Genomic DNA, 16,238 nt, shown 5'->3' on the forward strand with positions numbered 1-16,238 from the left:
GATCTTCTTCCCGACCCGGGTGTGCCATGGCTATGCGTGATGAAGAACAGGTGAATTGGCTGGTCGAGCAATCCATGCTCCATACCGCGAAACAACGGGCTCGCCTGTATGCCGGCCAGCCCAGGCTCTGGCAGCACCCCTATGCACTGGCGCGGCCTCGCAGCGTGACGGCGGTGGCCTCGGTGTGGATCGCTGTATACCCGGCCTCCATCATCACCGAGCCGCAGGGCTCCGTGCTCCAGGCCCTGGGCGACGAACGCCTGTGGGCCGCGCTCTCGGAACTGGGCGTGCAGGGCATCCATACCGGGCCGATGCGCCGCTCCGGCGGCCTCCAAGGGCGCACCTACACGCCCACCGTGGACGGCAATTTCGACCGTATCAGCCTGCAGGTCGACCCACGTTACGGCAGCGAGGAACAGCTCATTCACCTGAGCCGCGTGGCTGCTGCACACAATGCGGTGACCATCGACGACTCCATTCCTTCGCACACCGGCAAGGGCGCGGATTTCCGCCTGGCGGAAATGGCCTATGGCGACTATCCAGGCCTCTTCCACATGGTCGAGATCCAGGAGGCCGACTGGGCACTGCTGCCCGAGGTCCCGGCCGGCCGTGATGCGGTGAACCTGCCGCCGACCGTGGTCGATGCCCTGCGCGACAAGCACTACATCGTCGGCCAATTGCAGCGGGTGATCTTCTTCGAGCCGGGGGTCAAGGAAACCGACTGGAGCGCCACCGCCGAGGTGCAAGGAGTGGATGGCAAGGTGCGCCGTTGGGTGTACCTGCATTACTTCAAGGAAGGTCAGCCGTCGCTGAACTGGCTGGACCCCACCTTCGCCGCCCAGCAACTGGTCACTGGCGAAGCCTTGCATGCCATCGACGTGATCGGTTCACGGGTGCTGCGCCTGGATGCCAACGGCTTTCTCGGCGTCGAGCGGCGCAGTCAGGGCAATGCCTGGTCGGAGAGCCACCCATTGTCGTTGACCGGCAACCAGTTGCTTGGCGGCATGATCCGCAAGGCCGGTGCCTTCAGTTTCCAGGAGCTGAACCTGACCCTGGACGATATCGCCGCGATGTCCCAGGGGGGGGCCGACCTGTCCTACGACTTCATCACCCGGCCGGCCTATCAGCATGCCTTGCTCACCGGCGACGTGGAGTTCCTGCGGCTGATGCTGCACCAGATGCACGACTTCGGCATCGACCCCGCCTCGCTGATCCATGCCCTGCAGAACCATGACGAACTGACCCTGGAACTGGTGCATTTCTGGACCCTGCATGCCAACGACACCTACGTGTTCCGTGGGCAGAGCCTGCCGGGCAATATATTGCGCGAGCAGATCCGCGCTGAAATGTACGAGCACCTGGCAGGGGCCAACGCGCCCTACAACCTCAAGTTCGTCACCAATGGCGTGGCCTGCACCACGGTCAGCATCATTACCGCGGCCCTGGGTATCAGTGACCTGAACGCCATCAGCGAAGCGGATGTGGCGAGGATTCGCCAGGTGCACCTGTTGTTGCTGATGTACAACGCCATGCAGCCGGGCGTGGTCGCCCTGTCGGGCTGGGACCTGGTGGGGGCCTTGCCGCTGGAAGTGGATCAGGTCAGCGAACTGATCGCCGAGGGCGACACCCGCTGGATCAACCGCGGCGGCTACGACCTTGTCGATCTCGACCCGCAAGCGCTGCTGTCTGCCGAGGGCCTGCCCAAGGCGCGCAACCTCTATGGCAGCCTGAGCGAGCAACTGAAAGACCCCGAGTCGTTCGCTTCCCAGGCACGGCGCATGTTCGCAGCGCGTCGCTCCTACGGCGTGGCCTCCAGCAAGCAGGTCGCGGTGCCACTCACCAGTCATCCCGCCCTGCTGATCATGGTCCACGAACTGCCGGCCGGACGCGGCACCCAGGTCACTGCACTGAATTTCGGTGCCGAGCCACTGACCGAGGTGGTGACCCTGACCGATGTCGAGCCAGGGCCGGTGGTGGACATCATCCACGAGCGCCTGGTCGGTGACCTGAGCGCCGAGGGGGAGTTGCACATCGAGCTGGCACCCTATGAAGGTCTGGCACTGCGTGTGGTGAGCATGGCCCACGGTATGTGACGGCGCCGCTTCAGGCCTGTTTGCCGCCACCGCCAATCTGCCAGACGTAAGGCGGCTCGGTGCCGTTGATTTCCCAGTCGCCGATGATCCGCTCCTTGTAGATCAGCGGGTTGTGCGAGGCCGCGGTGCGGGCATTGCGCCAGTGGCGGTCGAGTTGCCGGGTGAGACTGGTCGCCGAGGCGCCGAGAGCGTTGAACAGCTTGCTGGTGGCGTCGAGTACCAGCTCCGCGACCACCACCTGGGCCTGGGCCGACTCCAGTTCGGCGTCGATATTGGCGTCGCGCTCCTGCTGCAGATCTCCATTCAGACGTGCCAGGTAAGCCCGTTGCGCGGCATGCGCTGCCCGCAGTGTCGCGGCTTCGGCGGTGTACACCTGGGCCGAAGCCTTGCCGACCACCTGCTGGATCTGCGGGTCCTGATCGGCCGAGGGGCCGTTGCCGTGGCTGTAGATGCGCGTGCGCTGGCCGACCTGCCTGGCGAAGTCGTCGACCGCGGCGCGCCCCGAGCCGACCAGTACCGCATTGAGTACCAACTGATAGAAGGCGGTCTGGTAGCTGAAACGGGTGGCGAAGTCGATGATGTTCTGTTCCTCGACCACGGCGTTGTCGAACACCGTGGTACCGCTGCCGGTGGTGCGTTGACCGAAGCCATCCCAGTCGTCGCTCAGGGTCACCCCGGGCTGCTGGGTGCGAATGGCTGCGATCACGTCCGCGCCGTTATCGTCACGCTGGGCGAACAGGTCGATCCAGTCTGCAAAGATGCTGCCGGTGCTGTAATACTTGGTGCCATTGACCACCCACTTGTCGCCCTGGCGGGAGACCCGTGTGAGTACTTCGCCGATCTTCACGGCACCGATTTCCGTCCACGCGCAGCCGACCAGGTCGCCTGCCACGAAGCGTTGCAACCAGACGTCCTGTGGCGAGCTGGCGTGAGCATTGAGACGGTCCTCGACGAAGGCGAAATGGCCACGCAGTGCCTGGGGGATGTTCGAGTCGGCTGCCGCCAGCTCGATCAGCAACTGGAACAGCTGTGGCAGCGAGGCACCGCCACCGCCATGCTCCTGTGCGACGCGAACGGCGCCGAAACCGGCGGCCTTGAGCCAGCGGATCTGTTCATGGGGCAGGCTGCGATTGCGCTCGCGTTCCACGGCACCTTCGGCGATGCGCGCGAAGATCGGTCGGAAGCGCTGCGCGAGTTGTTCGTAGTCGGTTTCCTGGGCGTGCGGTTCAATGGGCTGGAGGCTGGTCATGGGGTGATTCCTCGGGGTCAGGTCTGCTTGGCGAAAGGGGAAGGCTTGGTGTGATCGGTGGTGTTGGCGCCATCGCTGAATGCGCCGCGATAGCGAGCCGCCGGATGGTCCGTCGCGGCATGGGGCGAGTCGCTGTCGAGCAGGTTTTCGCGCAGGGTGCTGGCGCTGTAGGCGCTGCGCACCCGGCCGCGGCATTGCAGTTCGGGGACGATGAACTCGATGAAGTCTTCGAAGGTGCCGGGCGTGATGGCATAGGCGAGGTTGAAACCGTCGATGCCACCGACATCGACCCAGCGTTCCAGCTCATCGGCTACCCGCCCGGGGCCGCCGATCAGCACCGGGCCGAGGCCGCCGATGCTGCGGTGTTCGACGATGTCGCGTGGTGTCCATTTGCGGTTCGGATCGGCGGTGGCGAGCAATTCGAGCACCGAGCGAATGCTGTCGTTGTCGATGGCTTCCAACGGTTGGTCCGGGTCGTACTCGGAGAAGTCGACCCCGGTCCAGCCACCATAGAAGGACAGCATGCCTTCGCCATTGGCATAGCTCAGGTAGTCCTGGTACTTGGCCTCGGCAGCGGCATCGCTTTCTGCGGTGATCACCGTGAGCAGGGCGAAGATCTTCAGCGAATCCCGCGAGCGGCCCGCCTGTTCGGCGCGGTCGCGGATGTCGTCGGCCACTTCGCGGGCCTGCTCGACCGTGGCCGGGCTGATGAACACCCCTTCGGCATGCCTGGCGGCGAAGGCCCGGCCACGGCTGGAGGCGCCGGCCTGGAAGATCACCGGGGTACGCTGCGGCGAGGGTTCCGAGAGGTGGATACCCGGCACCTCGAAGTATTTGCCCTTGTGGCCGATGGGATGCACCTTGCTCGGGTCGGTGAAGATCCCTCGCTCGCGATCGCGCAGCACCGCCCCCTCATCCCAGGAGCCCTCCCAGAGCTTGTAGGTGACATCGAGGAACTCATCGGCGATGTCGTAGCGCTCGTCATGGGAGATCTGCTGCTTGAGGCCCAGGTTGACCGCCGCGCTGTTCAGGTAGGAGGTGACCACGTTCCAGGCCACCCGGCCCTTGGTCAGGTGATCGAGGGTGGAGAACTTGCGTGCCAGGGCGTAGGGCAACTCGTAGGTCAACGCCGAGGTCACGCCGAAACCGAGGTGCCGGGTCGCGGCGGCCATGGCCGGTACCTGGAAGAACGGGTCATTGACCGGTACCTGGTCGGCGTCGACCAGCGAGGTTTCCACCGAGCCCCGGTAGACGTCATAGACGCCCACCACATCGGCGATGAACAGCGAGTCGAAATAGCCACGTTCGAGCAGCTTGGCCAGGTCGACCCAGTAATCCAGGTCGTTGTAGCGCCATGCCTGGCTCTCTGGGTGTCGCCATGTGCCGGCGGCCTGGTGACTGACGCAGGTCATGTCGAATGCGTTGAGGATGATGCGCGATGGCATAGTCGTCTGGCTCCCCTGATGAATGCCGGATGGCGGGTACCAGGAGTGTCTGCAGACTTTGTGCCGGGGCGCGCCAGCCCTGCTGGCAAGGGGGGCGGGTGGGCGACGTCACCCGTGGCTGTTGCTCGTGCAACACTTTGTCTGGGTGGTGGCGCCCTGGGAACAGTGGACGGCTTTTGGCTCAACACCCGCGCTTGCACGTTGTCGTACGGCAGGGGCCGATCGCTCGTGACGGATCGTTGCGCCATCCAACTGTGCTGTCTGCTGCATATGCAAAGAACCAATGGATATTTGGACGCTGCGCTGCTGTCCCCCTATCGTCAGTATTTCACTGGCTGTTCGAGACGCAGGATGAAGCGGAATAATGCCGCTTGAATGCATAGCCGGGCGAGCGTCTGCCGAGCCCTTTGACCCGAGGAATTCCATGAACACCACGTTCGCCACCACCGCCACTGGCGCGGCCGATACACAGAGCCAGAGCCACACCACCAATTGGGAGCTGGAGCAGATCGTCGATGGCCTGCGCTCGGCTCGCGCCGAATGGCGTAATCGCGCAGGGCGCCCCCCGGAGCAGGGTGGCCGTGAGTTGCCATCGCGGCAGGCCGTGGCGGCGATTCTCAACGGGCTGTGCGGGGTGTTGTTCCCCATGCGTCTGGGGCCGGCGGATCTGCGCGAGGAGAGCGAGGATTATTACGTCGGCCATACCCTCGATCACGCCCTGAACAGCCTGCTGGCCCAGGTGCGGCTGGAGCTGCGTTATACGGCTCGTCAGCATGGCGAAGACCAGGGCAGCGTCGAATCACGGGCCTTGATTATCGTCCGTGAGTTCGCCGCGGCACTGCCGGCTCTGCGTCGCCTGCTCGACCGCGACGTGGTGGCCGCCTACAACGGCGACCCGGCGGCGCGCAGCGTCGATGAAGTGCTGCTCTGCTACCCCGGCGTGCTGGCGGTGATCTACCACAGGCTGGCTCATCACCTGTACCGCGCCGGCCTGCCGCTGCTGGCACGCATCGGGGCGGAGACGGCACATGGCGCCACGGGTATCGATATCCACCCCGGTGCGCAGATCGGACACAGCTTCTTCATCGACCACGGCACCGGTGTGGTGATCGGCGAAACGGCGATCATCGGCAACAACGTGCGCATCTACCAGGCCGTGACCCTTGGCGCCAAGCGCTTCACCAGCGACGAGAGCGGCTTGCTGCACAAGGGGCAGGCACGCCATCCGATCGTCGAGGACGACGTGGTGATCTACGCCGGTGCCACCATCCTGGGCCGCATCACCATCGGCAAGGGCTCGGTGATCGGCGGTAACGTCTGGCTGACCCGCAGCGTTGAGCCGGGAAGCAACGTATCCCAGGCCAGCGCCCAGCAACGCGGGTGCTGAACTGCCCGGGCTTGATTCGTGTCACAGGACAGTCACCGGAATTTCGTAAACTCGGTGCGAGACCAAAGAGAAAGGAGAGGAGAAGAGAGATGGATGATTATCAGGAAGAGCTGCTCGAGTCCCGCGCCCTGGAACAGGACGTGCCCGAGTTCGCTGAAGACGCGACCGAGCTGTAAGCGCCCGGTCGAGGCCAGGTGGAGTCGCGAACGGCCATCCGTTCGGCCCATTTGCCAGAATCCAAAGAAAAGGCCCGATGCATACGCATCGGGCCTTTTCTTTGCGGGGGCTGTTCGCTATCGACAGGTCGTCACTGGGTCAGCGCTTTCACCAGGCTGGCGACATTGCCTTCCAGCTCGGCCAGCGGATCATCGCTTTCGGTTTCCAGCACCAGCAGGGGAATGCCGGCGGCCTTGACCGCGTCCGCCACCGGCTGCGACGGCTTGCGATGGTGCAGTACCAGCGCCACGTCGTCTTCCTTCAAGGCGCGGGTCAACGCGCTCAGGGGTTCTGCATCCCAGTCGCGGTCGTCACGGCTGTCGCTGCTGACCAGATCCAGGTTGAGGCCACCGACCAGATAATCCAGGCGACTGCTCAGGCTGTAGACCGACAGGTTGTCGGCCTTGGCCAGTTCGGCTTCGCTGTGGGCATTGAGCTTGAGCAAGCGCTGCTTGAGGGTCGCCAGGTTCTGCTCGACCCTGGCCTTGGCATCCGGTGCCAGGCGCACCAGGTCGGCAGCCATCACGTCGGCCATGCGGCCCATGTTGTTGATCGCCAGCCAGGGATAGCTGGCCAGGTCGTTTTCACCGGCACTCTCGACCTGGGTGGCGATACCCGGCAGGGCACCGTCCACCGGCCGCGCGGCATCGATCTCGACGATGCGGATATTGCTGCGCCGGGCCATGGGGTAGAGCGGGTCTTCCGACCACAAAGAGCGCAGGGCGATGGCCGCATCGGCGTCGGCTGCTACCTTTTGCAGGCTGGTGGCGCCACGGCCGGCGAAGTACGACACCTGGCGGCTGGCCGGCAGGTTGGCCGGTGCGGCGCGTTCGATGCGCACCGCGGTGCCTTCCAGCAGATCGGTAGCGAGGCCGAAGGTGATCGGTTGCGAGACCAGAACGCTGACGTCCTTGGCCAGGGCGAGGCCGGGCAGGCTGAGGAGCAGGGCGAGGCCGAGGTGGTGAAGTCTATGGGTCATCCCAGGTTCCCTTTCAGGCTTGGTACGACGCCGCGCGCGATGGCGGCGAGGGCGAAGGTGAAACCGGCGACCAGAATGATCGCGGCACCGGAGGGGATCGGCAGATCCAGCACGATGGGCAGGAGGATGCCGACCAGGGTGCTGATGGTGGCGATCAGCACCGACAGCCAGAAGAAGCCTTTCAGCGACTGGCTGAGCAGACGTGCCGCCGCGGCAGGGATCACCAGCAGCGCACCGACCAGAATGGCGCCGATGACCTTGACCGCGGCGACGGTGATCAGCGTCACCAGGATCACGAACAGATAATCCAGGCTCTTCACCGCCACGCCGCGCACGGCCGCCAGCTGCGGGTTGAAGCTGGCGAGCATGATGCGGTTGTACAGCGGCAGGGCCAGGCCCATCACCAGCGCGCCGACCACCAGCAGCACCAGCAGGTCGGTACCGTTGACCGTCAGCACCGAGCCGAACAGTACGTTCTCGAGGATATGCACGTTGATGCGCCCGGCGAGAATCAGTAGCAGGCTGGCACCCATGGCCAGGGAGACGGAGAGGAACACGCCGATCAGCGTATCCGGGGCCAGGCCTGTGCGATTGCGCAGGTAGTTGAGCAGGATGCCGAACAGCAGGGCGTAGCCGAACAGGGCGCCGTAGGGGCCGGTGTAGGGTTCGCCGAGCAGGATGCCGATGGCCACGCCGGTGAGTGCCGCGTGGCCGACCGCTTCGGAGAAGAAGGCGAAACGCTTGACCACCACCAGGGTGCCGAGGCCGCCCAGTACCGGGCCGATCAGCAAACCGGCGAGCAGCGCGTTGATGACGAAACCGTAGGCCAGCGCTTCCGGCAGGTACCCGGAGGACGCCCAGCCCTGGATCATCAGGCGGAACTGTTCGTAGTCGATCATGGCTGGGGGCTCTCCGTGGCGCGGGCATGGGTGGAGAACAGGCCGAGCAGGCGCTCCGGGGTCAGGGCCTCGGCAGGCGGCGCATCGAACAGCACGCGACGGCTCAGGCCGGTGACGCGATCGGCCAGGCGCTTGACCGCTTCCAGGTCGTGCTCGATCCACAGCACGCTGATACCGGCGCGGCGCCAGTCACCGAGCAGGCGCTCGAAGACCTGGATGCCGGCTTCGTCCAATGCCGACATTGGCTCGTCGAGCACCAGCAACTGTGGTGCGGGAATCAGCCCCTGGGCCAGCAGCACGCGCTGGCGTTCACCGCCGGACAGCGCGCCCATGCGCCGCTTGCGCTTCTCCAGCATGCCGACGCGGGCCAGGGCGTCATCGATGGCTCCGGTGTAGTGCTTCGACAGGCCGAGGAAGGCCGGACGACGCTGGCACATGGCAGCCATGAAATCGTCCACGGTCATCGGCAGGCCACGGTCGAACTCCAAGGCCTGAGGCACGTAGCCGATGGTGCCGACGGCGTCGGGCCATTGCAGGCTGAGCTTGCCCTGGTGGGGCATCTGCCCGAGCAGGGTCTTGATCAGCGAACTCTTGCCACCGCCGTTGGGGCCGACCAGTGCGTGCACGCTGCCCGGCTGAACCTGGAAACTGACATTCTCGAGGATCTGCGTGCGGCCCAGCACCAGGCTGACCTGCTGGAAGTCGATGGTCGGGCCAATGGCCGTCACGCTCAGGTTTTCCGCCACGCTCATTTGCCGGCGTCCTGGATGGCACGTACCACGGTGTTCATGTTGTCTGTCATTTCCTTTTCGTACTTCTCGGCACTGTATTCGCCGTAGGAAATGTGCGACAGCGGGTAGAGCTTGACCCCCGACTCGCGCTGGATGGTGTCGACGTAGGTGGACGGGAAGTCCAGCTCGGAGAAGATCACCTTGACGTCCAGTTCGCGCAACTGGTCGATGGTCTTCTTCAACTGGCTGGGGCTTGGCTCGATGCCGTGGGCCGGCTCCACCACCGCGGTGACCTCCAGGCCGAACTCGCGCAACAGGTAGTCGTAGGCCGCGTGTACGGTGGCCACGCGCAGGTCGGCATTCGGCGCCTCGGTCAACTGGGCGAGGGCGTCGGCACGCAGCTTGCGCAGGCGTTTGCCGTAGGCGCGGGCGTTCTGCGTGTAGGTCTTGGCGTTGGCCGGATCGAGCTTGCCCAGCTCCCGGGCGATGTTGTTGACCTGCGCGATGGAGGCGCTGATCGACAGGAAGGTGTGCGGGTTGACCACCTTGCCTGCGCCCCGCGCCGCGATGCCGGTAGCGGCCAGCAGCGGGACATTGGCGTTGGCCTCGATGACGTCGATGTCCGGCTTTTCGCTGGCGGCGATCATGCGGTCGGCGAAGTCGTCGTGGCCGACGCCGTTGAGTACCACCACGTCCAGCGAGCCGATGCGCTTGATGTCTTCCGAGCGCGGCTCGTAGGCATGCGGGTTGAAGCCGGCCGGGATCAGCGGCACCACGTCGGCCTTGTCGCCGACGATATTGCTCACGTAGCTGTAGTAGGGGTGCAGGGTGATGCCGATACGCAAACGCTTGGCGTCGGCGGCACTGGCGGCGCCGATGAACAGCAGGGCGAACAGGCCGATGGTCAGGCGTGACAGCAGGGGACGTGCGCGGAACAGGCGGGAAATGGGCATTGGCGAGCGGTCTTCTGTCGGGTGAATCGGAGGTGATCAGTGGCGATGTTGGCGGGTCACACCTGCGTCGTACTGGGCGGCGATCTGCTGCCAGCCGGCCGCGATCAGGCTGGGCGCGTCCAGGCTGGAAGGCGCGCTGGCGCTGTTGCGGTTGAGCCAGACGTCGGCCTGTTCATGCTCGGCGCCGACCAGCATGAGCAGGGAACCGGCCACGTCCAGCGCCTGGCTGGCACCGAAATAGGCGGGTTCGTCACCACGCAGCAATTGCCATTGGTGGCGGCCACGGCTGGTCGCGCTGGCATCGGCGGCGAACGGCGGAAAGCCTTCCTCTGCCAGTTCTGCCGGGCTGAGCAGCGTCTGCTCTTCGTCACGGCGGATGCGGATCTCGTCGTAGGCGACGCGCAGGTCGGCGAAGATGCCCTGCTCGGCGGCACTGAGATCGCGACGGGCATCGATCTGATGGCTCTCGATACGGGTTTCGCTTGCCGTCTCGCCATGCCAGGCCACTACCGATCCGGCGGCCAGCAGGATGGCCAGGCACAGCAGCAACACGTAGAGGGTTTCATGACCAGCCCCGGCCGGGCGTACGACCTGAACCGTCATGGTGCCTCGATTTCCGTGTGGTCGATTTCCACGATATGGCCGGGGCCGGCATCGAACAGCACGTAGAACTCGCCTTCGGGACGCTTGAAGGTGATGGTCGAGTCTTCGGCCAGCTTGCCGGGCACCAGGATGCTTTCGTCGTAGCCGATCACGTCGAGGGTCACGCCGGCGGCACCGCTGCCGTCGGAAAAACCGCCGGTGCAACGGATGTGCTCGGCGTCGATGTCCTCGCACTGGCACATCGGGTTGTGCGCCAGGGCGGCGCCGCTGAGTACCAGCAGGGCGCTGCCCAGGGCCAGGCGCAGGCAGGTGCGGGCAGGTTTGATCATGGTTTGCCTCCTTGTTGTTTCTTCAGCCAGGCGACGGTGGACGGGGATGCCTGCTCGAGGGGCACGGCTGCCTGGTGTACGGAACCGTCCCAGCCCTCCATGGTGATCCACAGTTCGGCATCGGGCTTGGTTCGGGGCGGCAGCGGCACGGTGGCACCCATGCGGTGTGCGGTGCCGAAGAATATGCCACCGGCGGCACGCAGGCTGCGAGGCTTGCCAATGCGCAGGTAGGTGGCCTTGACCTGGCTGGCGCAGTCGGCGCACAGGGCGCCATTGAAGGCCTTCATGTAGCCTGCGGGGCCATCCAGCTCCGGAGGGCCTGCACGAAATTCGGCCAGGCGGATCGACCAGGGGCCGACCGCCACGTCACCGATCATGCGTTCGCCCAGGCCGCTGGTGCCAGTGAACAGCGCCACATCGGCGAAGTACTTGGGCATGAAGGCCAGCGGGATGAGCACCAGCAGGATGTTGACGTGGAAGCGCCACTTGTACCAGAGGCGGCTCAGCGGCGAGGCGGGGCGGGCGGCGACGGCCTTGCTCATGCCTTGGCCTCCGTGTTGTCGGCGGTGTGTTGGGCGGCGCGGGCGCGGGGCGGGCGCTTGAGCACCTTGGCGGTGGCCTGGGCGGTGCGCTTGGTCCAGATCAGCAGGCCGCTGAGCACCATCATGCTGAGCACCAGGCCGAAGAAGAACCAGATCATCTTGATCCAGAGGCCGCCGAAGTCGCCGGTATGCAGAGGGCGCATGGACTCGGTGACGAACTCCAGCTTGGAACGGTCTTCGAGCAGGCGCTGTTGTGCCACTTCGCCGGTGTAGGGGTTGATGGAGGCACTCTGGAACATCAGCGGGTACCAGCCGCGGCCGCCGACGGAAATGTGATCGTAGGCATTGCTCGGCAGGCGCGTGAAACTCACGTCCAGGCTCGGTACCTTGTCGATGGCGATGCTCGCCGCCTCGTCCACGCCGATCATCGGAATCGGCTCGCCGGGCCTGGCGATCGGCACGTCTTCACGAGCCACAACGGCGGGCACCCCTTCGGTCGAAATGGAGATCTGATTGTCGAACAGGATCGCCTGGATCAGGAACCAGATGCCGGTGACCGACACCACGGCGATGAACCAGATCGACCAGATGCCGCTCAGGCGGTGGAAGTCGCCCCAGAAGATGCGCGCACCCTGGTTGAAGCGCAGGCGCGGTTTGAAGAAGCCTTTCCAGAACTTCTTGTAGACCACCAGCCCGGTGATCAGGGACAGCAGCATGGGAATGCCCATCATCGACACCAGGTACCAGCCCCAACTGAAACCGTTGGTGAACGGCACCAGCCACCAGCCGTGCAGGGCGCGGGTGAACTGGCGGAAGTCGAACTGCGGGCTGACGCCCTGGATGTCGCCGGTGTAGGGGTTGACGTAGAGCGTTGGCATGCTGCCGTCCGGATAGGCGACCCGCACGGTGAGCGCGAAGTGGGACTCGTCCGGCCGGGTGATGGACTGCACGATGGTCTGTGGCTCGGCCTTGTTGATCGCCGCCAGTATCTGGCCGAAGGTCAGCAGCTCGGCATCGTCCGACGGTTTGCTGGCACGCACGTCCGGGTTGGCCAGCCAGACGATCTCCTGGCTGACCACGGCCAGGGTGCCGGTGACGCAGACGATCAGCACGAAGAACCAGATGGGCAGCGCGAGCCAGCTGTGGACGAGGAACCAGATCTTGGAGCGGGACTTCTTGGACATTGAGTATCAGTCTTGTTGAAAGGCCGTGGTCGCTGGGCGGCACAGCGAGAAGGGGCTCTTTATTAACGAACGAAACCCCGCCTGCCTTGCGGCCTGCGAGGGTGAAATCCGGTGGCGGGCGTCAGTATCGCGCGCTTTGGGTGTCGATTACTTATAAAGACGGATGAGAAGCGTAAAACCCGCAGCCGCAAATGAAAATAATTATTTCAGTGATTCAGGCGGAGTGGCGATGGGCGCGACGCAGCTCGCCGGGGGTCTGCTGCAGCCAGCGTTTGAAGGCGCGCTGGAAGGCCTCCGCCGAGGCGAACCCGAGCAGGTAGGCGATCTCCCCGAACGACAGTTCGGTGTCACGTACGTAAGCGGTCGCCAGGTCGCGGCGGGTTTCGTTGACGATGCTGCTGAAGCGCGTGCCTTCTTCGGCCAGGCGCCTGCGCAGGGTCCAGCTCGGCAGGTGCAGGTGGCGGGCGATTTCTTCCATGTCCGGCTCGCGGCCGTGCAGGCGCGGGCCGAGCAATTGGCTGACCCGTTCACGCAGGCTGTGGGTACGGGTCAGGCGCTGCAGCTCCTGCTCGCACAATTGCAGCAGTTCCTGCCAGGTACCGGGGCAGTGCAGCGGGTTGCCCAGGTCGAGCGTCTGCTGGTCGAGGCGCAGGCCATTGAAGTCGGCATCGAAGCTGGCCGGGCAGGCGAACTCCCGTTGATAGCGTTCGGCATAGGCCGGGGCGCAAAACTCCAGTTGCAGGGCCTCGGCTTGCAGCGGCGCCTGGGCAAGCGCGGCCAGCTGTTGCCGCCAGCCTGTCAGTACCGCGTCGACCACGAAACGGTTGTAGGCGTTGTAGGGGCCGATCGAGTGGAAACGCAGCCAGGCGCCGCTGCTGTCCTCGTGAAGCGTCGAGCGGCCCCGGTAGTTGGAGGCATACAGCGGCTCGAAACGGATCAGCGTGCGCGCCGCCTCACGCACCGTAGGCGCCTGGGCGGCGGTGATACCCGCCAGCCCGACCTGCTGCATGCGGCTGTAACGGCCCGTCAACAGGCCCAGCGCTGGCTCGCCGGTGAGCCCGATGGCGGTGTGTCCCAGGTGCATGTAGCGCGCGATCGACAGTCGGGCACGGGGCTCGGCCAGGCGAGCGGCATCGAGGCCATAGCGCTCCAGCAGGGGTTGCGGCGCATGCCCCAGGTCACGCAGGGCATCGGCCAGCGCGTAGACGAAGCCGACGGAGAGATCGCCCAGGCGGATGCGTGCGGGGTTCATGGGCTCTGTCGCTGCTCGTGGAGGAGCGTGCAGCGTATCCTGACCGACACCGCCTCGCCAGCCTGGCTGTCATCCACGATCAGTAAGTTGTCATTCATGATCATTGAGGCAGGGGCATGGCTTCACTATCGTCTGTCGCATACCGACCGCTGCCCACGAAGGCTGCGGCATTCCGTGATCACCGCCGATGGATCCATGACCATGACCGCCTACCCGCATTTGCTCGCTCCGCTGGATCTGGGTTTCGTCACCCTGAAGAATCGCACCCTGATGGGCTCCATGCACACCGGGCTGGAGGAAAAGCCAGGCGGGTTCGAGCGCATGGCAGCCTATTTCGCCGAGCGGGCTCGCGGCGGCGTCGGCCTGATGGTCACCGGTGGCATTGCACCGAACGAGGAGGGTGGGGTGTACGCGGGTGCGGCCAAGCTGAGCACTGCAGAAGAGGCCGAGAGGCATCGCATCGTCACGGCCGCTGTGCATGCCGCCGACGGCCTGATCTGCATGCAGATCCTGCACGCCGGTCGTTATGCCTACAGCCCCAAGCAGGTGGCGCCGAGCGCCATTCAGGCGCCGATCAATCCGTTCAAGCCTCGGGAGCTGGATGAAGAGGGCATCGAAAAGCAGATCGCCGATTTCGTCCGTTGCGCCGTGCTGGCGCGCCAGGCCGGTTACGACGGTGTCGAGATCATGGGCTCCGAGGGCTACTTCATCAATCAGTTCCTCGCCGCTCACAGCAACCAGCGTACCGATCGCTGGGGCGGCAGCTATGAAAACCGCATGCGCCTGCCGGTGGAGATCGTGCGCCGGGTGCGCGAGGCGGTCGGTATCGATTTCATCATCATCTACCGGCTGTCGATGCTCGACCTGGTGGCAGGCGGCAGCGACTGGCAGGAAGTGGTGATGCTCGCCAAGGCCATCGAGGCAGCAGGGGCGACCCTGATCAACACGGGCATCGGCTGGCACGAAGCGCGCATTCCGACCATCGCCACCAAAGTACCGCGGGCGGCGTTCAGCAAGGTCACCGCCAGGTTGCGCGGCGAGGTGAAGATTCCGCTGATCGCCACCAACCGCATCAACACCCCGGAAGTGGCCGAGCAGGTGCTGGCCGAGGGCGATGCCGACATGGTGTCCATGGCCCGGCCGTTTCTCGCCGACCCGGAGTTCGTCAACAAGGCGGCAACTGGCCGTGGCGATGAAATCAACACCTGCATCGGCTGCAACCAGGCCTGCCTCGACCATACCTTCGGCGGCAAGCTGACCAGTTGTCTGGTCAACCCGCGCGCCTGCCACGAAACCGAGCTGAATTACCTGCCGAGCGCAGTGGTGAAATCGATTGCCGTGGTCGGTGCCGGCCCGGCCGGCCTGGCAGCCGCCACGGTGGCCGCCCAGCGTGGTCATCGCGTCACCCTGTTCGAGGCGGCGGACGAGATCGGTGGCCAGTTCAACGTCGCCAAGCGAGTGCCCGGCAAGGAGGAATTCTTCGAAACCCTGCGTTACTTCAAGCGCAGGCTGGAAACCACCGGCGTCGACCTGCGCCTCAATACCCGGGTCACTGCGGGCGACTTGCTGGCTGCGGGCTTCGACGAGGTCATCCTCGCCACTGGTATCGTGCCGCGTACCCCGGCGATTCCCGGGATCGAGCAGGCCAAGGTGATCAGTTACCTGGACGCCATCCTGCAACGCCGACCGGTCGGCCAGATGGTCGCGGTGATCGGCGCCGGCGGCATCGGCTTCGATGTCAGCGAATTCATCACCCACGCGGGCGCGGCCACCAGCCTGGACCCTGAGGCGTTCTGGAAGGAGTGGGGCATCGACCCGACCCTGCAGGCCCGTGGCGGTGTCGCCGGTATTCAGGCGGAGGTCGAGCCCGCCGCGCGCCAGGTGTTTCTGCTGCAGCGCAAGAAGAGCAAGGTCGGCGACGGCCTGGGCAAGACCACCGGCTGGATCCACCGTATCGGCCTGAAGAACAGGCAGGTGCAGATGCTCAATGCCGTCGAGTACCTGAAAATCGATGACGATGGCCTGCACATCCGCATCGCCGATGGCGAGCCGCAGCTGTTGGCGGTGGATACGGTGATTCTCTGCGCCGGGCAGGATCCGCTGCGTGAGCTGCAGGACGAGCTGCTGGATGCCGGGCAGGCGGTGCACCTGATCGGCGGTGCCGACGTGGCGGCCGAGCTGGATGCCAAGCGCGCCATCGATCAGGGCTCGCGTCTGGCCGCCGCGCTCTGACGCATCGCCGAGCGCAGTGCCGAGCAGGTCGCCGTGCGGGCCTTCGCGCTGCTGAATGACTGCCAACCGGGTCACACCGTCGATGAGCCGTTCTCGCCTAGACTGGGCGGGCAGCGGCGCCAGCGCTGCACGATACCGGGAGCC

General features: G+C 65.2%; 14 protein-coding genes. 3 read left to right on the plus strand and 11 right to left on the minus strand.

The annotated features are described in order from the left end of the window. Window positions 1–26: 26 nt before the first annotated feature. Entirely contained in the window at window positions 27–2,093 is a 2,067-nt protein-coding gene (gene treS / locus BLR94_RS07090; RefSeq protein ID WP_084304051.1) for a maltose alpha-D-glucosyltransferase, read from the plus strand. Window positions 2,094–2,103: 10 nt separating this feature from the next. Here the strand turns inward: treS and BLR94_RS07095 are convergent, their stop codons facing one another. Continuing rightward, a complete protein-coding gene (locus tag BLR94_RS07095) occupies window positions 2,104–3,342 on the minus strand; it encodes an acyl-CoA dehydrogenase family protein (protein WP_084304052.1) in 1,239 nt (412 codons plus the stop codon). A 17-nt stretch (window positions 3,343–3,359) separates the two neighbouring features. Beyond that, window positions 3,360–4,787 (minus strand): LLM class flavin-dependent oxidoreductase, encoded by a 1,428-nt coding sequence (locus BLR94_RS07100; RefSeq protein ID WP_084304053.1) that lies wholly within the window; start codon window positions 4,785–4,787, stop codon window positions 3,360–3,362. A 424-nt stretch (window positions 4,788–5,211) separates the two neighbouring features. Between BLR94_RS07100 and epsC the strand changes: the two genes are divergently transcribed. Then, a complete protein-coding gene (gene epsC / locus BLR94_RS07105; RefSeq protein WP_084304054.1) occupies window positions 5,212–6,174 on the plus strand; it encodes a serine O-acetyltransferase EpsC in 963 nt (320 codons plus the stop codon). Between the two features lie 307 nt (window positions 6,175–6,481). Here the strand turns inward: epsC and BLR94_RS07110 are convergent, their stop codons facing one another. From BLR94_RS07110 to BLR94_RS07150, 9 genes are all read right to left on the minus strand, one after another. Beyond that, a complete protein-coding gene (locus tag BLR94_RS07110; protein ID WP_084304055.1) occupies window positions 6,482–7,369 on the minus strand; it encodes a metal ABC transporter solute-binding protein, Zn/Mn family in 888 nt (295 codons plus the stop codon). Then, complete coding sequence (locus BLR94_RS07115; protein WP_084304187.1) at window positions 7,366–8,265, minus strand: metal ABC transporter permease; 900 nt, start codon at window positions 8,263–8,265, stop codon at window positions 7,366–7,368. The genes BLR94_RS07110 and BLR94_RS07115 overlap by 4 nt, the downstream gene beginning before the upstream one ends. After that, window positions 8,265–9,020 carry a metal ABC transporter ATP-binding protein gene (locus BLR94_RS07120; protein ID WP_084304056.1) on the minus strand — a complete coding sequence of 252 codons (756 nt, stop codon included), beginning with the start codon at window positions 9,018–9,020 and terminating at the stop codon, window positions 8,265–8,267. Before BLR94_RS07120 ends, BLR94_RS07115 begins: the two co-directional genes overlap by 1 nt. Next, window positions 9,017–9,952, minus strand: coding sequence for a metal ABC transporter substrate-binding protein (locus BLR94_RS07125; protein WP_084304057.1), 936 nt, complete (start codon window positions 9,950–9,952; stop codon window positions 9,017–9,019). Before BLR94_RS07125 ends, BLR94_RS07120 begins: the two co-directional genes overlap by 4 nt. Window positions 9,953–9,988: 36 nt before the next feature. Next, window positions 9,989–10,555: a DUF6162 family protein gene (locus tag BLR94_RS07130; protein WP_084304058.1), complete on the minus strand. Its 567-nt coding sequence runs from the start codon at window positions 10,553–10,555 to the stop codon at window positions 9,989–9,991. Beyond that, entirely contained in the window at window positions 10,552–10,884 is a 333-nt protein-coding gene (locus BLR94_RS07135; protein ID WP_084304059.1) for a hypothetical protein, read from the minus strand. The genes BLR94_RS07130 and BLR94_RS07135 overlap by 4 nt, the downstream gene beginning before the upstream one ends. Continuing rightward, the gene (locus tag BLR94_RS07140; protein WP_084304060.1) at window positions 10,881–11,426 is read right to left on the minus strand and encodes a thiamine pyrophosphate-binding protein; all 546 of its coding nucleotides are present in this window, start codon (window positions 11,424–11,426) and stop codon (window positions 10,881–10,883) included. The genes BLR94_RS07135 and BLR94_RS07140 overlap by 4 nt, the downstream gene beginning before the upstream one ends. Next, entirely contained in the window at window positions 11,423–12,610 is a 1,188-nt protein-coding gene (locus BLR94_RS07145) for a PepSY-associated TM helix domain-containing protein (RefSeq protein ID WP_084304061.1), read from the minus strand. Before BLR94_RS07145 ends, BLR94_RS07140 begins: the two co-directional genes overlap by 4 nt. 214 nt (window positions 12,611–12,824) lie before the next feature. Beyond that, entirely contained in the window at window positions 12,825–13,862 is a 1,038-nt protein-coding gene (locus BLR94_RS07150; protein WP_084304062.1) for an AraC family transcriptional regulator, read from the minus strand. A gap of 195 nt (window positions 13,863–14,057) precedes the next feature. On the opposite strand from BLR94_RS07150, the gene BLR94_RS07155 reads away from it, so the two are divergent. Beyond that, on the plus strand, window positions 14,058–16,094 hold the full coding sequence (locus BLR94_RS07155) for an oxidoreductase (protein ID WP_084304188.1): 2,037 nt from the start codon (window positions 14,058–14,060) through the stop codon (window positions 16,092–16,094). The last annotated feature ends 144 nt before the right edge of the window (window positions 16,095–16,238 follow it).

Source organism: Phytopseudomonas flavescens (genome assembly GCF_900100535.1).
In the GTDB taxonomy this organism is placed as follows: Bacteria; Pseudomonadota; Gammaproteobacteria; order Pseudomonadales; family Pseudomonadaceae; genus Aquipseudomonas; species Aquipseudomonas flavescens.